This is a genomic window from Pseudomonas maioricensis, assembly GCF_022790535.1.
GTDB classification, from domain to species: Bacteria; Pseudomonadota; Gammaproteobacteria; order Pseudomonadales; family Pseudomonadaceae; genus Aquipseudomonas; species Aquipseudomonas maioricensis.
The window spans coordinates 163,636-178,836 of sequence record NZ_LOHG01000002.1 but is presented as its reverse complement, the minus strand read 5'-3'; the positions used below and the strand labels follow the sequence as shown (position 1 = coordinate 178,836).

Sequence of the window (15,201 nt, the reverse complement as noted above, 5' to 3'; positions counted from 1 at the left end):
TTTGAGTTCCACTAGAGCTCAAAGGCAATGGAATGCGATCTCTTCATCAATCTCGAAGGTTACGTATTGGCCGCCACAGCGAAGAAGGTCGGATCTATCTAATTACTTGCAATACCAAAGACCGCCAACCGATGTTTCGTGACTGGCGAGTAGGTCGAATTGTTGTGAGGCAGCTCCACCAAGCAGAGTGTGAGGGGCTTGTTAACTCACTTGCCTGGGTGGTGATGCCTGATCATTTCCACTGGCTGCTTGAGCTTAGACGTGAGTCGTTGAGCTATGCGGTTGGACGTACCAAGTCGCGTGCCAATTTTTTAGTGAGCAGCGCTTTGAAGCATACCGGCAGCATTTGGCAGCAAAGCTTTCATGATCGAGCGATCCGCCGGGAAGAGGATTTGAAAGCAGTCGCTCGTTACGTCATCTTGAATCCCGTAAGAGCCGGGTTGGCCAAGCGAGTTGGAGATTATCCGCTTTGGGATGCTGTTTGGATTTAACCGTTTTCTGAAGCCGAGTCGCGCCATTCGCGGGCAAGCACCGCTCCCACAGAAAATCGCGTTTCTACCTGAGAACGCGGTCTCCTGTGGGAGCGGTGCTTGCCCGCGATGGGGGCGACTCGGTGTTAAGCCTTGCGCCAGATACTCGCCAACCAAGGCTGCTCCCACATTCAGACTGCATTCCAACCTGAGAACGCGGTCTCCTGTGGGAGCGGTGCTTGCCCGCGATAAGTGTGACTCGGTGTTAAGCCTTACGCCAAACACTCGCTAACCAGGGCTGTTGTTCCCGAGGCAAACCAGCCGGGCGGTAGTAGTGTTCCAGCTCCACAAACCCTGCTGCATTGAGCAGTTCGCGCCAGGATTCCAGGTCGTGATACGAGCCATACCGTGGGCCGTTCCAGCCTTCGCGGTTGTCGCCTCTCGGGTTGGAGCTGAACAGGACGCCACCCGGTTTTAGCGTGGCGTGGAGTTCTTTCAGTACGCGGGGCAGCTCCTGCTTGGGGATGTGAAACAGCACGGCGTTGGCGAAAATGCCATCGAAGCGCTCAGCAGGCAGATCCAGCTCAAGGAAGTTCTGCTGCCACACTTCACAGCCCGTTTCAGCCCTGGCCATTTCAGCGAAACGCTCGGAGCCGTCCAGGCCTACCGGCACATGACCCATACTGCTGAAAGTTTTCAGATCACGGCCCGGCCCGCAGCCGAAATCCAGAATCTGCCACGGCGCTGCACCTTCAATATGGCGCAGCAATGCGGCGATGTTCTGGCTGACGTCGTGGTCGCGGGTGCCTTCGCGGAAGTCCTCGGCCACTTGGTTGTAGTGGCCGAGGGTTTGGTCGGTGATCTGTGCGAGGTCTTGCGCTTGGAGCTTCATGGCGAGTCTGTCTGAGCAATGAGGCGCCAAATATAACTCACTTAGCGCTTGTTCAGGCCTCGGGCCAGACGATCGCCGCCCAGTTGAATGACGGCCACCAGAATCACCAACAGCACGATGACGGTCAGCATGATCTGGGTATCGAAGCGCTGATAGCCATAACGGTAAGCGATGTCCCCCAACCCGCCCGCACCAATTGCACCGGCCATGGCCGAGGAGTTGATCATGGTCACCAGCGTGATGGTGAAACCACCGACGATGCCCGGCAGTGCTTCAGGCAGCAGCACGTGCCAGATGATGTGCCAGCGGCGGCAGCCCATGGCCTGCGCCGCTTCGATCAGCCCGTGATCGACCTCACGCAAGCTGACTTCCGCGATGCGCGCAAAGAACGGCGTGGCAGCAATGGTCAGCGGTACGACCGCAGCCCAGACGCCATACGTGGTGCCGACGATCATCCGGGTGAAGGGGATCAGCGCCACCATCAGGATCAGAAACGGAATCGAGCGGAACAGGTTAACGAAGCCGCCTAGTACCTGGTTGAGTGCGGGTGCTTCATAAATTCCGCCTTTGCCGCTGGTGACCAGAATCACGGCCAGCGGAATGCCCAGCACTAAAGCGATAAAAGACGACACACCGACCATCAGGAAGGTATCAATGGCGCCTTGCAGCAAACGATCAAACCACATAGCCCAGTACCTCCGCGTGTTGCGCCTGCTTGCGCGCCTGATTCACCAGAGTGTCGATGTTGTGTGGCGAGCCTGCCACTGACAGCAGCAAGTGGCCCAGCGCATGTCCCTGAATCCGTTCAACGCCGCCTTGTAGCAAACTGACGCGGCCACCCAAGGCTGCAAATAACGCAGCCAGGTCGGGTTCTTCACCGCTGTCGCCGGTGAAGTGCAGGTCCAGCACGACTTTGGCGTCCGGCGTTTGCGGGTCGGCAGCTAGCCGCGCTTGCAGGTCGTCGGGCAAACCATGTTGCAGCGGGGCGAGCAGGGTTTTACTCACCTCATGCTGCGGGTTGCCGAATACTTGCCAGACAGGCCCTTGCTCGACGACGCGACCTTGCTCCAGCACCACAACGCGGTCGCAGATATCGCGAATCACGGCCATTTCATGGGTGATCAAAATGATCGTCAGGCCAAGGCGCTGATTGATCTCGCGCAGCAGACCGAGGATCGATTGTGTGGTCTCCGGATCCAGCGCTGAAGTGGCTTCGTCGCAGAGCAGAATGGCCGGGTCATGCACCAGTGAGCGGGCAATGCCGACGCGCTGCTTCTGGCCGCCGGACAATTGCGCCGGGTAGGCCTTGTGTTTGTCTTGCAGCCCGACCAATTCCAGCAGCTCAGTGACTTTGCGCTGACGCTGCTCCTTGGGCACGCCCGCAACCTTGAGTGGCAGCTCGACGTTTTGCCACACAGTCTTGGCTGACATCAGGTTGAAGTGCTGGAAGATCATGCCGATGCGTCGGCGCAGCTCTACCAGCTTGTCTTCGTTGAACTCACCAATGTCCGTTTGTTCGATTAGCACCCGACCGCTGCTGGGTTGCTCCAGACGGTTGATGGTGCGGATTAGCGACGATTTGCCTGCACCGCTGCGGCCGATGATGCCGAAGATTTCACCCTTCTGAATCGCCAGATCAATGTTTTGCAGCGCATCCACGGGGCCTTGCTGACCCTGATAGGTTTTACCCAGATTAATGAACCGCACGTGCGCGCGGTTCAGGTCGGCGTGCAATTCTGATTGCTCTGCCGAATGCGCTGCGCCCGTCGGTTCAGGTGGCAGTTTGTGTTGCACGGATGCATTCATATCAACCTTCCCAGCCGGCTTGGTAGAGCTTGCCGTTGACCTTGTCCAGAGTGGCGCGCACGACTGGCGAGTGCTGGTAGATGTCGATGAATTTGGCCAGGCGTGGATCGTCTTTGCTCTGCGGCTTGATCACGAACTGGATGACGTATTCCGGGTGATCAAGGCCATCAAAGAGGATCGCCGATTCTGCATCGAAGGTTTTTGACAGGCGAATATAGGCCGGATAACCCTGAACCAGATCAGCGTCGTCGTAGGCGCGAACCAGTTGTACAGCCTCGACCTGAATGATCTTTATCTTTTTCGGGTTATCGACAATGTCTTCTTCGGTGGCTTTGTAACCCACGCCTTGCTTGAGGGTGATCAAACCAGCCTTGGCCAGCAGTTGCAGACCGCGACCGCTGTTGATCGGGTCGTTGGCGATGGCCACGGTGGCGCCGGTTGGCAGTTCATCAAAACTTTTGTACTTCTTGGAGTACAAGCCGACGTTATTGATGATCCCCGGCGCGTAAGGCACCAAGTCAAACCCGGCGGCTTCTTTGGCGTTGGTCAGAAACGGAATGTGCTGGAAGTAGTTCACGTCGATATCGCCCGCCGCGAGGCTGACGTTTGGCGCGATCCAGTCGGTGAACTCCACCAGCTCGACCTTCAGGCCTTGCTTGGCGGCTTCCTGAACAGCGGCTTCGAGCGGAATGGCGAAGGCGGCGGTGGTACCGACTTTCAACGGCGCGTCGGCGGCATGGGCGGTGAGGGTCAACAGGCTCAGGGCCAGGGTGCTGATGAGTTTTTTCATGGTGAGTGTCCGGTGTGTTGCAGGGGTTAGTTGTGTTGTTTGTTGGTTTGATCGCATTCCATTGTGGGAGCGAGGCTTGCCTGCGATTGGGTTTCCAGGCCATCGCGGGCAAGCACCGCTCCCACAGGTTTCGCGCCATTCAGTGGGACCGGTAGCTCGCTCCGACATGCTGCTCTGGCAACCGCGCGCCGCCTTCGGGAAATAACTTTTCCCGCAGGCTGCCGGTGTCGTAAGCGGTTTTGTATGAGCCGCGGCGTTGCAGCTCGGGGATCACCAGGTCGATGAAATCCATGTAGCTTTCCGGGGTGACGATGCGGGTCAGGTTGAAGCCGTCCAGACCGGTTTCGGCGATCCAGGATTCCAGTTCGTCCGCGACGTGTTCAGGCGACCCGACCAAGGTGATGTAGCGTCCGCCCAACGCGTGTTGATCGAGCAGTTTCTGCCGGGTCCAGTCGTTGTTCTTGAGGTTCTTGGTCGCCGATTGAATGGCGTTGCTCTTCACGTACTGAATAGGCTCATCCAGCTCGTACTGAGAGAAGTCGATGCCGGTTGAAGCGGCAAAATGTGCGACACCGGCTTCGGCGCTGGCGAATTCGCGATACTCCGCAAGCTTGGCCCGCGCCTCGGCTTCGGTCTTGCCGACAATCACGTTCAGGCCCATGAACACTTTGATGTCTTCAGAATTACGGCCAGCTGCTGCGGCGCTGTCACGCACCTTGTCGACCTGCTCCCGGGTCGCGGCCTTGTTCTGGCCGCTGATGAACACGCACTCGGCATGCTGCCCGGCGAACTGCAGGCCGCGCTCCGAGCTGCCCGCCTGAAATAGCACCGGCGTGCGCTGGGTGGACGGTTCGCACAGGTGATAGCCCTCGACCTGATAGAACTCGCCTCTGTGGCGGACCTTGTGAACCTTGTCCGGCTGGGCGTAAACCCGCTGCTCGCGGTCGTTGATGACCGCATCGTCTTCCCAACTGCCTTCCCAGAGTTTGTAGAGCACTTGCAGGTATTCGTCGGCCTGATCGTAGCGCCGGTCATGCTCGACTTGCTCGGTCAGGCCCATGGCCCGCGCAGCGCTGTCCAGATAACCGGTAACGATGTTCCAGCCCACCCGGCCCCGGCTCAGGTGATCGAGCGTCGACATGCGTCGGGCGAACAGATAAGGCGCTTCGTAGGTCAGGTTGGCGGTCAGGCCGAAGCCGAGGTTTTTGGTGACTGCGGCCATGGCTGATACCAGCAGTAGCGGATCATTGACCGGCAACTGGATGGACTCTTTGAGCGTCACATCCACCGAGTTCTGATAGACGTCATACACGCCAACGATGTCGGCGATGAACAAGCCATCGAACAGTCCACGCTCCAGCAGTTGCGCCAGTTCGGTCCAGTATTCGAGTGTGTTGTATTGGGTCGAGTTATCCCGTGGATGAGTCCACAAACCATGATTGATGTGGCCAATGCAGTTCATGTTGAAGGCATTGAGCAGGATCTTTTTCTTCGCCATCAGATCGTCCCCCGCAGCGGAGGGTTTTTGTCGTTCAGGTAGTAATTGCCGATGGCGTGGTACTTCCAGCGCACCGGGTCGTGCAGCGTGTGGACGCGCGCGTTGCGCCAGTGCCGATCAAGGCCATGCTCGGCCAGAGTGGCCTGGCTGCCCGCCAGTTCGAACAACGTGCTGCCTGCCGCGAGTGAGATTTCAGTGCTGATGGCGCGGGCTTCGGCGACGGCAATTGAAGCGGCGGCGACGTTCTCGGCGTTGCTGTCGGCCTGGGCGATATCCAGATACTCCCCGGCACGATCCAGCAGCGCTTCTGCGGCATACAGACGAATGCTCAGTTTGCCGAAGCTGCTCAGGGTCAGCGGGTCGTCTACGGCTTTTTCGATGCCTGAGTCGATCCACGGGCGTGTGCGCGTACGAACGAAATGCAGAGCATCTTCGAAGGCCGCGCGGGCGATGCCGGTGTCGATAGCCGCATGAAGGATCTGTGCCAATGGCCCAACGGTGGTGGGCCGTTCAAAAGCGCTCTGGAAGGGCACCACATCAGCAGCATCCACATAGACGTTCTCAAAGACCACCGAACCGCTGCCGGTGGTGCGCTGCCCGAAGCCGCTCCAGTCATCGATCACTGTCAGGCCTTCACTGTCAGCGGGCACGAATGCCAACTGCTGGACGCCATTTTCGTCGATCACTGAAGTGGGAATGCGCTGCGCATACAGTGCGCCAGTGGAGTAAAACTTACGGCCGTTGATGCGATAGCCTTCGCCGTCGCGACTCAGGCGAGTGGTGCGGTCGTGGGCTGTTTTGGTACCCAGCTCAGCCAGCGCATTGCCGAAGCGCAACCCGGCCAACGCTTCGGCATACAGGCGCTTCTGCTGATCCTCAGTACCGTTCACCCGCAGCACTTCCAGTGCATAAAAATGGTTCTGCGGGATTTGCCCCAAAGACCCATCCGCCTCGGCGATCAGGCGGATAACTTTTGCCAGCGTGACGTTCGACACGCCCGCGCCGCCAAAGGCCTTGGGCACACTGATGCCCCACAGGCCGGAGGTGCTGAAAAGATCCAGTTCGGCATGGGGTAGCCGACGCTGCTGATCACGTACCGCGCTTTCCCGTTTGAAGTGCGTGGCCAGTTCCTGGGCAATGTGCAGGGCTTGCTCATCGTTTTCGATGAGTGCAGCACGTTCCCGTAGTGGGGAATGCAAACTCATGACGCTGTACTCCAGTGGTCTGGTTTAAATCCACGAATGGCGGGCAGGCAAGGTGCCGTTGAGGTGCCACGCGCCGATGGCGTGGTATTTCCAGCGCACGGGGTCATGGAGGGTGTGGACGCGAGCATTGCGCCAGTGCCGGTCGAGGTTGAACTCAGCGAGGGTGGCGCGGCTGCCTGCCAGTTCGAACAGTTTCTCGCTGGCCAGCAGTGACACTTCAGTTGTCAGGACTTTGGCGCGGGCGACTGCGATGGATGCGCGCGCAGCGGAGAATTCGTCGATGGCACCGGCGTTGACCTCATCAAGGACTTTTGCTGCTTCACGCAGCAGCGCTTCAGCCGCATGCAGCTCCAGCTTGAGTTTGCCGATGTCGGCGATCACATAAAGATCATCGCTGGCACGCTCTACCTGAGCGTCAACCCAAGGGCGCGAACGTTCGCGCACAAACTCGATGGTGTCGTCGATGGCGCCACGGGCAATGCCTGCGTCGATCGCTGCCTGGATCAATTGCGAGACTGCGCCCTGAATATTGGGAGTCAGCGACAGCCGCCAGTTTTCGACAACCAGTTCGCTGTGCACCTCTACATTTTCCAGCAGAACCGTGCCGCTGGCTGTGGTGCGTTGGCCGAAGCCAGACCAGTCATCGACGATGCGCAGGCCCGCGCTGCCGCGTGGCACAAAGGCCATGATTTGCTGCCCTTGATCGTTCAGCGCCTTGACTGCTACCCAGTGTGCGAACAACGCGCCGGTGGAGTAAAACTTCTGGCCGTTGATGACCAGGCGTCCTTTGTGATTCGTGATGCGGGCCTTGAGCTCCAGGGTATTTTTGGTCCCCCGCTCAGGCCCGGCATTCCCGATCCGCCAGCCGTCGAGCACGCTTTTGAGCAATGTCTTTTTCTGTTGCTCGTTAGCGCTGCCCAGCAACAGGTGAATGATGCCGAACTGGTTTTGTGGGATTTGGCCCAAGGCGGGATCAGCCGCAGAGATGATTTTGAAAACTTCAGCGATGGTGACGAACGAGACCTGCGGGCCGCCGTAAGCGCGGGGAATGGAGATATTGCCCAGTCCGCTACGGGTGAACGCTTCGATCTGCGACCAGGGAAGCTGACGTTGCGCATCACGCTCTGCAGCGTTTAAACGGGCTTGTGCAGCCAGCGCATGCGCGGCGTCTATGGCCTGGGCGTCATTCTGTAATATCCGCGCAGGATGCAGCGGCGGTGCGATGTCCGAACCGTATTCGATCAAGGGGGTGTGAGACGTTGAAACGACCATTCAAACCTCGCAGAAACGCCCTTGCAGAGAGCGAGAAAAAAACACGATGTCCGGTGGTCCGGTGCATATACCCTAAAGCGACAAAAAAATTAAATATACGAATATTTTGGAATAAGCATAGAAGACGAACAGCTCAGCTGTTCAGGCGGTTTGTGCATAGGTCACGCATGTTCCGAGCAGCACAATGAGGATGCAGATTTTGAAAGGTTTACTGACGTTCATGAAAGCGGTCCCGAGTGGTGAAAGGTCACTCAGAAAGCCTAGTCAGTCGCGGGATCATTTAATTAGGTGCAGTTGTAGGCAGGTATGCAAAATTTCGTAGGAATAATCTTGAGAGCTCCTTCTTTGTGAGCGAGTTGACATTTAACAACGTCAGCCAATACGCGAAATTATAGTCACTTCGCATATTGGCATGGTTTGAAAAGTGTTCAGCTTTACCCCATATGATTATCCAGGGTGCTGACACTGATTTCTCGCGGCGGGGCCCATCGAGAGTTATTGCCAACTCGATCAATAACGCAATAGGTCACCTCCAGTTTCGGTTCATCACCGGCCTCGCGAATCAATGTTGCGGGCACGAGTAGCTTGATGGGCTTGCCAACGTTGTCTGCATCCAGCGGCTCCAGATCCATGCGTAGATCGCCCCAGCGCAGGGTGATTTCATCCCAGGGCGCCATATTCAGATAGGGCTCAATCGACAGTGGCAGGCCTTTTTTGACATCGCTGGTGAACAGACCATTGCGGATGACAGTATCCGGCAGCGAGACCGGAGCAAGCCCTTGGTTCTCCTCGCAGCTGTCATTGATCAACAGGCCACCGGGCATGTCCAGCTTCACCCTGAGCCTGCGGCAGGGCGAGTTGATGGGGATGCCACCGATTTTCATAAGCCGGTAGTAGGTCTTGATCGTGCCGCTTTGCAGGAAGCTTTCCGGTACGCGCAGGACCATGGTGTAGCCAACGTCAGACCTGTCCAGAACTTTGGATGCCACGTAACTGCCACCCCAGAATAATTCGATCAGATCGCCTGCCTCCATGTTCGGGTAGGGATCAATGTTGACCAGCAAGTGGGCGGCCGCACGGATGCCGACGCCGTGCCTGTGGGCTTGCGGGACGTAAGGTGGGAACAGTTTTTGACTGCCTGGTTTGCCGATAGTGTGAGTCATGTCTGAATGCCCGTCATTATTGAATGGGTTATTGTTAGTTGTAACAAAATCATTGATCGGATCATTGGAAGTTTCCCTGAGTCAGCCTGTAGATAGTTAACGTATAGTTCGGGCTTATGGGAAGCATTACAAAGTGTCGGGAAATCCCTCTTGCAACTACTTCGGGGTGTTGAACGTTTCTGTTGTTCTTGAGCTAATGTGGTTTACGCATAACTGTCAAGGCGCGAATGAGTTGAATGTTGGGCATGCGAATAAATAAGATTATTCCTACGTGATTTATACGAACTGTTTACCGTCGCGGCTTGGTCAGTCCTACCTGCAGAAATATAAGGTTATGTTTGTCGTGAATAAAAACCTGCTAGCTGACAAAGCGGACAAAGGCCCGCGCGAGCGAAGGCCGCGCCTTCACTCTTATTGAGGGTAATGAAGGAGAGGGCTACGTTCGGTTTTCTTGATGGTTTTTCGGCGGTGAGGCGAATGGATCAGCGGCGAGTTTGATCGATTGATTGATGTACAAATGTAAGGCGAATAGAAACAGCGCCAGAGGGCGCTGGTTTCTGGGTATTACTCTGTAGGATCAGGTGCGGCTTCGCTCCAGAAACTGCCTTGTTCTTTCTTCGCGAGGGTTTTCGAACAACTCTTTCGCGTCTCCCTGTTCAACAATTACGCCTTTGTCGATAAACACCACGCGGTTGGCTACGTCCCGAGCGAAGTTCATTTCGTGGGTGACGATAACCATCGTGCGCTTTTCTTCCGCCAGGGCGCGAATGGTCGTCAGCACTTCACCCACCAGTTCAGGGTCCAGCGCTGAAGTGGGTTCGTCGAACAGAATGACTTCCGGCTCCATGGCCAGTGCGCGAGCAATGGCCACGCGTTGCTGTTGACCTCCGGACAAACGCCGCGGGTAGGCATCTTCCTTCCCTGCCAGGCCCACTTTGGCCAGCAATTGCCGACCCAATCCTGTCGCCTTCTCAAGCGGCATCTTCTTGACCACCACCGGGCCTTCGATGACGTTTTCCAGCGCGGTGCGGTGTGGGAACAGATTGAAGTTCTGGAACACAAAACCGACATGCTGGCGCAATTCACGGATCAGGTTTTGCTGCTTGCTCAGCGGGCGGTTGCTGTCGATTTCGATATTACCCACGACGATCTTGCCGCTGGTGGGCTCTTCGAGAAAATTCAGGCAGCGCAGCAGGGTGGTTTTACCCGAACCGCTAGGGCCGATGATCGCCACGACTTCGCCGGCCTCGACCTTCAGGTCGATGCCTTTGAGCACTTGTTGACCCTTGAATTCCTTGGTGAGTTTTTCAACCACGATCATGCTTCAAGACTCCACATCATGGCGGTTGACTCTCTCTTCCAGACGGTTCTGCAGGTATGAAAGCGCCGTGGCCAGGATCCAGTAGATCAAGGCGGCAGCCAGGTACATGGTAAAAATTTCGAATGTGCGGGCGGTAATCAGCTGTGCCTGACGGAACAGCTCCGGCACCTGAATAGTGGCCGCCAGGGCGGTGTCTTTGACCAGCGAGATAAAGCTGTTGCCCAGTGGCGGCAACGCAGTGCGGGCAGCTTGAGGCAGAATGGCCCGACGCATGATTTGCGCACGGGTCATACCGATACTCGCACCTGCTTCCCATTGGCCGCGATCCACCGAGGCTATCGCGGCGCGCAGGATTTCACAGGCATACGCGCCCATGTTCAGCGAGAAACCGATCAGCGCAGCGGTCAAAGGATCCAGTTCGATGCCCAGTTCCGGCAAGCCGTAATAGATCATGAACAGTTGAACCAGCAACGGCGTGCCGCGAAAGAACGACACGTAAACCCGGGCGATGCCGCGTAGCAGCATCAGCGGTGACAAGCGCATGAGCGCCAGCCCGAAGCCTAGCAGCAGGCCGAAAAACATACCGCCCAGGCTCAGGAATATCGTGTAGTACGCGCCCTTTATCAGAAAGGGCGCGGAGTCCAGCGCAAGCTTCAGACCCTCTTCAATCATTTGGTCACGTCAGCCTGGAAGTACTTTTGCGACAACTTGGCGAGGGTGCCGTCAGCGCGCAGTTTGTCGATGGCCTTGTTGATGGCCGCAACCAGTTCAGGCTCGCCTTTACGGATGGCAATGCCGGACTCCTGACGGGAGAAGGGTTCGCCGGAAACAGCCAGGCTGTCCTTGGTTTTGGCGATCAGCTCCAGCGCGGCCAGGCGGTCAACCAGAATGGCGTCGATGCGGCCTACGCGCAGGTCCTGATATTTGGTCGGATCATCGTCGTAGGTTTTGACGATGGCGGCCGGTACGTTTTCTTTCAACCATTGCTCATAGTTGGTGCCGAGGCCAACGCCCACTTTGGCGCCTTTGAGGTCGGCTGCGGTTTTGAATTTGTCGGCGTCTTTCTTCTGTACCAGTGCCTGAATACCGGAGATGGTGTACGGCTCGGAGAAGTCATACTTCTTCTTGCGCTCTTCCGAGATGGTGACTTGGTTGATCACCACGTCCAGACGCTTGGACTCCAGAGCGGCCAGAATACCTGCCCATGGGGTTGCCTGCAGTTGCACCTTGACGCCCAGTTCTTTGGCCAGCGCTTCGGAGAACTCGACCTCGAAACCGGTCAGCTTGCCGCTTTCATCCTGGAAGCTGAAAGGAGGGTAGGTGCCTTCAAGGCCTACTTTGATCGTGCCGGCCTTTTTGATCTGATCCAGTTGCTCACCGGCAACTGCTTGACCCATCAAGCCAGAACCGAGCACCAGGCCCAGGGTGGAAAGTAGAACGGTGCGCCGAATGGCAGAAATAATCATGACTAGCCCCATTTAAGTTGTTTGGTTTCAGGCAAGAATCGGACCTGACGAACGCTACGTTGGCAGCGGATGTTTATCCAGCTTTTTCAGCGCTTTGATCCGTGCTGGCGGCGATCATAAAAGCAGCTGCTTATGGTTCAAAATAACTAAAAACCTGATTCATATTCGATTTTTGAATAATCAATCGCGTTCTTGTAGGAGCTGCCGAAGACTGCGAAGGTCAATGTCTGACACTCCGCTATCGCAGCTTTCGGCAGCTCCTACAGACGCAGCGTCAAGCTTCAGTGTTCAAGCAAACACACCCGGATAAGCAAACAGCGCAGGCGCACCACCGGTGTGCAGGAAAATCAGCGGGCCGTCATCAAAGCGTCCACGACCGATGCCATCCAGTAGCCCGGCCATGGCCTTACCGGTGTAGACCGGGTCCAGCAACAGGCCTTCCTGACTGGCGACCAATTTAATAGCAGACAAGGTGCCGGCATTCGGCTCGCCATAGCGCGGGCCGAAATACTCGTCCCATAGCTCCACGTTAAAAGCGTCGGGCAGCGCTACACCCAGTAGCTCGGCTGTGCGTTCGGCAAGGCTCTGCACTTTCGGGCGCTGAGTTTCTTCAGGGCGCGACACCGTTACGCCGATCACAGGTAACTGCGGCAACGCTTCCGCCAGTGCAAGGCCCAGGCCGCTGTGAGTGCCCGCACTGCCTGATGCCAGAACGACAGCGGCGAAATCCAGACCGGTCTGTTTGATTTGCTCCGCCAGCTCAAAGCCAGCACGTACATAGCCCAGCGCCCCGACAGGGCTGGAACCGCCAATCGGAACCAGATAAGGTTTTTTACCGCTGGCACGCAGGCGTGCTGCGAGTGCGTGTAACTGCTCGTCGGCGTTGTCGAGGTTTTCGACCATCTCGACCTTGGCGTCGAACAAGTCCAGCAACAGGCGATTGCCGTTGTGCAGATAACTGCTGTCTTCGGTGGCGATCGGGTTTTCCAGTAGCGCCACACAGCCCAGACCCAAACGAGCGGCCAGCGCCGCAGTTTGGCGCACATGGTTGGACTGAATCGCGCCAGCTGTAATCAGCGTGTCGGCACCTTGCGCGAGCGCATCGGCGGCGAGGTATTCCAGCTTGCGAACCTTGTTGCCGCCCAGTGCCAGTGTCGTGGTGTCGTCGCGCTTGATATAGATGTCGCGGCCCGCCCAGACCGACAGGCGCTCCAGTTTTTCCAGTGCGGTTGGGGCACCGATCAAGTCCAGGCGATTAAATTGAGCGAGCTGTTGTTTGATCATGAGAATTAGTAAGCCGTACAGAGAGTCGCAGGACTATAAGCAGACGCTTCCTACAGGGCAACTTCTTGCTGCTTATGCCCTCAGAGCAGATGTCCTACTCAAATTGTTATTTTTTGGGCTGAAATCTTTGCCGTAGAGTGGCCGCATAAGCGGCCAGCGCTATAAGGCCGTACCCTGAACCGAGGAGAAGTCAGCGTGAGTGATATCCCAGAGGCATCCGCCGAAGGCCGATCCAGTCACTGGCAGTTACAGCAGATCGTCAGTGAGTTGCGCACTGCACGTGATGACTGGCGTGCACGTAACAAGCGCGTCAGCGGCGAGCATGGCGGCCGAGAGCTGCCCTCCAGGGCTGCCATGCGTGACATTCTTGAGGCGCTGTGTGGGGCGCTGTTCCCGATGCGTCTGGGGCCGGTGGACCTTCGCGAAGAGAGCGAGGACTTCTACGTCGGCCATACGCTCGACGTGGCGCTTAACGCGCTGCTGGCTCAGGCTCGACTGGAACTGCGCTACGTCGCACACCAACGCTCTGAAGACGTTCGTGCGCTGGATAAGCAGGCACTGGACCTGATTCAGGGCTTTGCCCGTGCCTTGCCGCAGATGCGCACGCTGCTCGACAGTGACGTGCTCGCCGCTTATCACGGCGACCCGGCGGCCCGCAGCGTTGACGAAGTGCTGCTGTGCTATCCCGGTATTCTGGCCGTCATCCACCATCGCATCGCCCATCATCTGTATCGCGCAGGTCTGCCATTGCTGGCGCGGATCAGCTCGGAAATCGCCCACTCCGCCACCGGTATCGACATCCATCCCGGCGCGCAGATTGGCCCGAGCTTCTTCATCGATCACGGTACAGGCGTCGTCATCGGCGAAACCGCCATCATTGGCGAGCGAGTGCGCATCTACCAGGCCGTCACCCTGGGCGCCAAACGCTTCCCGGCAGACGAAGACGGCCAACTGCAAAAAGGCCACGCCCGCCACCCCATCGTTGAAGACGACGTGGTTATCTACGCTGGCGCGACGATTCTGGGCCGCATCACGATTGGTAAAGGCTCCACTATTGGCGGCAACGTCTGGCTGACGCGAAGTGTGCCGGCGGGTTGCAACCTGACTCAGGCGAATTTGTTGCAGCAGGATGATGGGAGTCAGAAGTAGCGGGCTGAAAGTGTTCTAGCCCAAACGCGGGACCGAGCTTTGCTCACACTCCCGCGCTCAGCGGTGCTTCAGCATGGGTAGCAGGCAATGTCAGCGGCCGGTGGATCAGTGCATAGCTTGACCCGCTCCAGGTCTGTCGGGCCTTCCGGGTGGATGTCCAAATCGCCGTTTTTATCTAGGTGTACGTCTGTGCCATACCATCTAGGGCTAACCTTGGCGCACCCCCAGTACACTCGATTTTTCCACCATTCTACTACCATGAAAAAACCGTCCTTGGGGAAGAGCTCTCCCGGTTCAGTCGCTTTTTCACCCGGATAAAGACCGCCTCGGTAGATCCTATGGTGGGTATTCCAGCGGTAGTTAATTTCATCTACCCCATCTTCGGGGTAATGCAGCGTCGCTATTGGCACCGACATGTACCAAATGAAAAATATTAGAATCATCGCGGTTAAGGCTTTGCCCAGTAACTTCATATGGAGTTACCTAGTTCATTTTTGTAGCAGTCATGTAGCTCAACTCTTCTTGGGCTTCTTTGGGCAATGTACGGTTACTCCGGGTAATGCGGTAGACCATAGAATAAAAGCCATTACGGGTAACAACGGGATGAGCTACCATTTTATAAATCCTTCTTGAGTTTTATTAGTGGTGATGGGCGCGGCTTCTGTATCGGTAAAGCGTTGGATTTAATAGTGGCTGGGACGCTAGGGTACATTCTGCCGGGCTAAATGAGCCCGGCTCGCTCGCCCTCTTGTTCTATCTTGCTGGACAAGTACTCAAATGGCCGACATCAGTACCGCTGTCGGGGCCTTTGTCAATTTCTCCGTCAGCTCCGATATATATCTTGGTAGTCGGCCATTTAGGTTGTATTAGGACACATCGAGTTTT

General features: G+C 56.9%; 15 protein-coding genes. 2 read left to right on the top strand and 13 right to left on the bottom strand.

The features are described 5' to 3' along the window. The first annotated feature begins 32 nt into the window (after nt 1–32). Nucleotides 33–491, top strand: a complete 459-nt coding sequence (locus AUC61_RS03465; RefSeq protein WP_243244466.1) for an REP-associated tyrosine transposase — start codon at nt 33–35, stop codon at nt 489–491. 244 nt (nt 492–735) lie between these two features. Here the strand turns inward: AUC61_RS03465 and AUC61_RS03460 are convergent, their stop codons facing one another. The 12 genes from AUC61_RS03460 to AUC61_RS03405 form a co-directional block, all read right to left on the bottom strand. Then, a complete protein-coding gene (locus tag AUC61_RS03460; RefSeq protein ID WP_243244465.1) occupies nt 736–1,362 on the bottom strand; it encodes a class I SAM-dependent DNA methyltransferase in 627 nt (208 codons plus the stop codon). A 41-nt stretch (nt 1,363–1,403) separates the two neighbouring features. Beyond that, complete coding sequence (locus AUC61_RS03455; RefSeq protein ID WP_027899910.1) at nt 1,404–2,048, bottom strand: methionine ABC transporter permease; 645 nt, start codon at nt 2,046–2,048, stop codon at nt 1,404–1,406. Then, a complete protein-coding gene (locus AUC61_RS03450) occupies nt 2,038–3,168 on the bottom strand; it encodes a methionine ABC transporter ATP-binding protein (protein WP_243244464.1) in 1,131 nt (376 codons plus the stop codon). The genes AUC61_RS03455 and AUC61_RS03450 overlap by 11 nt, the downstream gene beginning before the upstream one ends. Nucleotide 3,169: 1 nt before the next feature. Continuing rightward, entirely contained in the window at nt 3,170–3,958 is a 789-nt protein-coding gene (locus tag AUC61_RS03445; protein WP_243244463.1) for a MetQ/NlpA family ABC transporter substrate-binding protein, read from the bottom strand. A 139-nt stretch (nt 3,959–4,097) separates the two neighbouring features. Next, nucleotides 4,098–5,456 (bottom strand): LLM class flavin-dependent oxidoreductase, encoded by a 1,359-nt coding sequence (locus tag AUC61_RS03440; protein ID WP_243244462.1) that lies wholly within the window; start codon nt 5,454–5,456, stop codon nt 4,098–4,100. Then, nucleotides 5,456–6,661 (bottom strand): SfnB family sulfur acquisition oxidoreductase, encoded by a 1,206-nt coding sequence (locus AUC61_RS03435; RefSeq protein WP_243244461.1) that lies wholly within the window; start codon nt 6,659–6,661, stop codon nt 5,456–5,458. Before AUC61_RS03435 ends, AUC61_RS03440 begins: the two co-directional genes overlap by 1 nt. A 24-nt stretch (nt 6,662–6,685) precedes the next feature. Then, complete coding sequence (locus AUC61_RS03430) at nt 6,686–7,933, bottom strand: SfnB family sulfur acquisition oxidoreductase (RefSeq protein WP_243244460.1); 1,248 nt, start codon at nt 7,931–7,933, stop codon at nt 6,686–6,688. Between the two features lie 434 nt (nt 7,934–8,367). Next, nucleotides 8,368–9,096 carry a hypothetical protein gene (locus tag AUC61_RS03425; protein ID WP_243244459.1) on the bottom strand — a complete coding sequence of 243 codons (729 nt, stop codon included), beginning with the start codon at nt 9,094–9,096 and terminating at the stop codon, nt 8,368–8,370. A 577-nt stretch (nt 9,097–9,673) separates the two neighbouring features. Further along, nucleotides 9,674–10,417 (bottom strand): L-cystine ABC transporter ATP-binding protein TcyN, encoded by a 744-nt coding sequence (tcyN, locus tag AUC61_RS03420; RefSeq protein ID WP_243244458.1) that lies wholly within the window; start codon nt 10,415–10,417, stop codon nt 9,674–9,676. Between the two features lie 3 nt (nt 10,418–10,420). After that, a complete protein-coding gene (gene tcyL, locus AUC61_RS03415; RefSeq protein WP_027899902.1) occupies nt 10,421–11,089 on the bottom strand; it encodes a cystine ABC transporter permease in 669 nt (222 codons plus the stop codon). Next, on the bottom strand, nt 11,086–11,883 hold the full coding sequence (tcyJ, locus tag AUC61_RS03410) for a cystine ABC transporter substrate-binding protein (RefSeq protein ID WP_095092907.1): 798 nt from the start codon (nt 11,881–11,883) through the stop codon (nt 11,086–11,088). The genes tcyL and tcyJ overlap by 4 nt, the downstream gene beginning before the upstream one ends. 288 nt (nt 11,884–12,171) lie before the next feature. Further along, nucleotides 12,172–13,167 carry a D-cysteine desulfhydrase gene (locus tag AUC61_RS03405; protein WP_243244457.1) on the bottom strand — a complete coding sequence of 332 codons (996 nt, stop codon included), beginning with the start codon at nt 13,165–13,167 and terminating at the stop codon, nt 12,172–12,174. 195 nt (nt 13,168–13,362) lie between these two features. On the opposite strand from AUC61_RS03405, the gene epsC reads away from it, so the two are divergent. After that, on the top strand, nt 13,363–14,316 hold the full coding sequence (gene epsC / locus AUC61_RS03400) for a serine O-acetyltransferase EpsC (protein WP_243244456.1): 954 nt from the start codon (nt 13,363–13,365) through the stop codon (nt 14,314–14,316). A gap of 68 nt (nt 14,317–14,384) precedes the next feature. Here epsC and AUC61_RS03395 read toward each other — a convergent pair whose 3' ends face one another. After that, nucleotides 14,385–14,789, bottom strand: a complete 405-nt coding sequence (locus AUC61_RS03395) for a hypothetical protein (RefSeq protein ID WP_243244455.1) — start codon at nt 14,787–14,789, stop codon at nt 14,385–14,387. Between the last annotated feature and the right edge of the window lie 412 nt (nt 14,790–15,201).

Bases quoted from the DNA above. Each gene is read 5' to 3' on its own strand.
- AUC61_RS03435 (WP_243244461.1), bottom strand. From the start codon at position 6,661: ATGAGTTTGCATTCCCCACTACGGGAACGTGCTGCACTCATCGAAAAC.
- tcyJ (WP_095092907.1), bottom strand. From the start codon at position 11,883: ATGATTATTTCTGCCATTCGGCGCACCGTTCTACTTTCCACCCTGGGC.
- AUC61_RS03440 (WP_243244462.1), bottom strand. From the start codon at position 5,456: ATGGCGAAGAAAAAGATCCTGCTCAATGCCTTCAACATGAACTGCATT.
- AUC61_RS03430 (WP_243244460.1), bottom strand. From the start codon at position 7,933: ATGGTCGTTTCAACGTCTCACACCCCCTTGATCGAATACGGTTCGGAC.
- AUC61_RS03445 (WP_243244463.1), bottom strand. From the start codon at position 3,958: ATGAAAAAACTCATCAGCACCCTGGCCCTGAGCCTGTTGACCCTCACC.
- AUC61_RS03405 (WP_243244457.1), bottom strand. From the start codon at position 13,167: ATGATCAAACAACAGCTCGCTCAATTTAATCGCCTGGACTTGATCGGT.
- tcyN (WP_243244458.1), bottom strand. From the start codon at position 10,417: ATGATCGTGGTTGAAAAACTCACCAAGGAATTCAAGGGTCAACAAGTG.
- AUC61_RS03450 (WP_243244464.1), bottom strand. From the start codon at position 3,168: ATGAATGCATCCGTGCAACACAAACTGCCACCTGAACCGACGGGCGCA.
- AUC61_RS03395 (WP_243244455.1), bottom strand. From the start codon at position 14,789: ATGAAGTTACTGGGCAAAGCCTTAACCGCGATGATTCTAATATTTTTC.
- tcyL (WP_027899902.1), bottom strand. From the start codon at position 11,089: ATGATTGAAGAGGGTCTGAAGCTTGCGCTGGACTCCGCGCCCTTTCTG.
- AUC61_RS03460 (WP_243244465.1), bottom strand. From the start codon at position 1,362: ATGAAGCTCCAAGCGCAAGACCTCGCACAGATCACCGACCAAACCCTC.
- AUC61_RS03455 (WP_027899910.1), bottom strand. From the start codon at position 2,048: ATGTGGTTTGATCGTTTGCTGCAAGGCGCCATTGATACCTTCCTGATG.
- AUC61_RS03425 (WP_243244459.1), bottom strand. From the start codon at position 9,096: ATGACTCACACTATCGGCAAACCAGGCAGTCAAAAACTGTTCCCACCT.
- AUC61_RS03465 (WP_243244466.1), top strand. From the start codon at position 33: ATGCGATCTCTTCATCAATCTCGAAGGTTACGTATTGGCCGCCACAGC.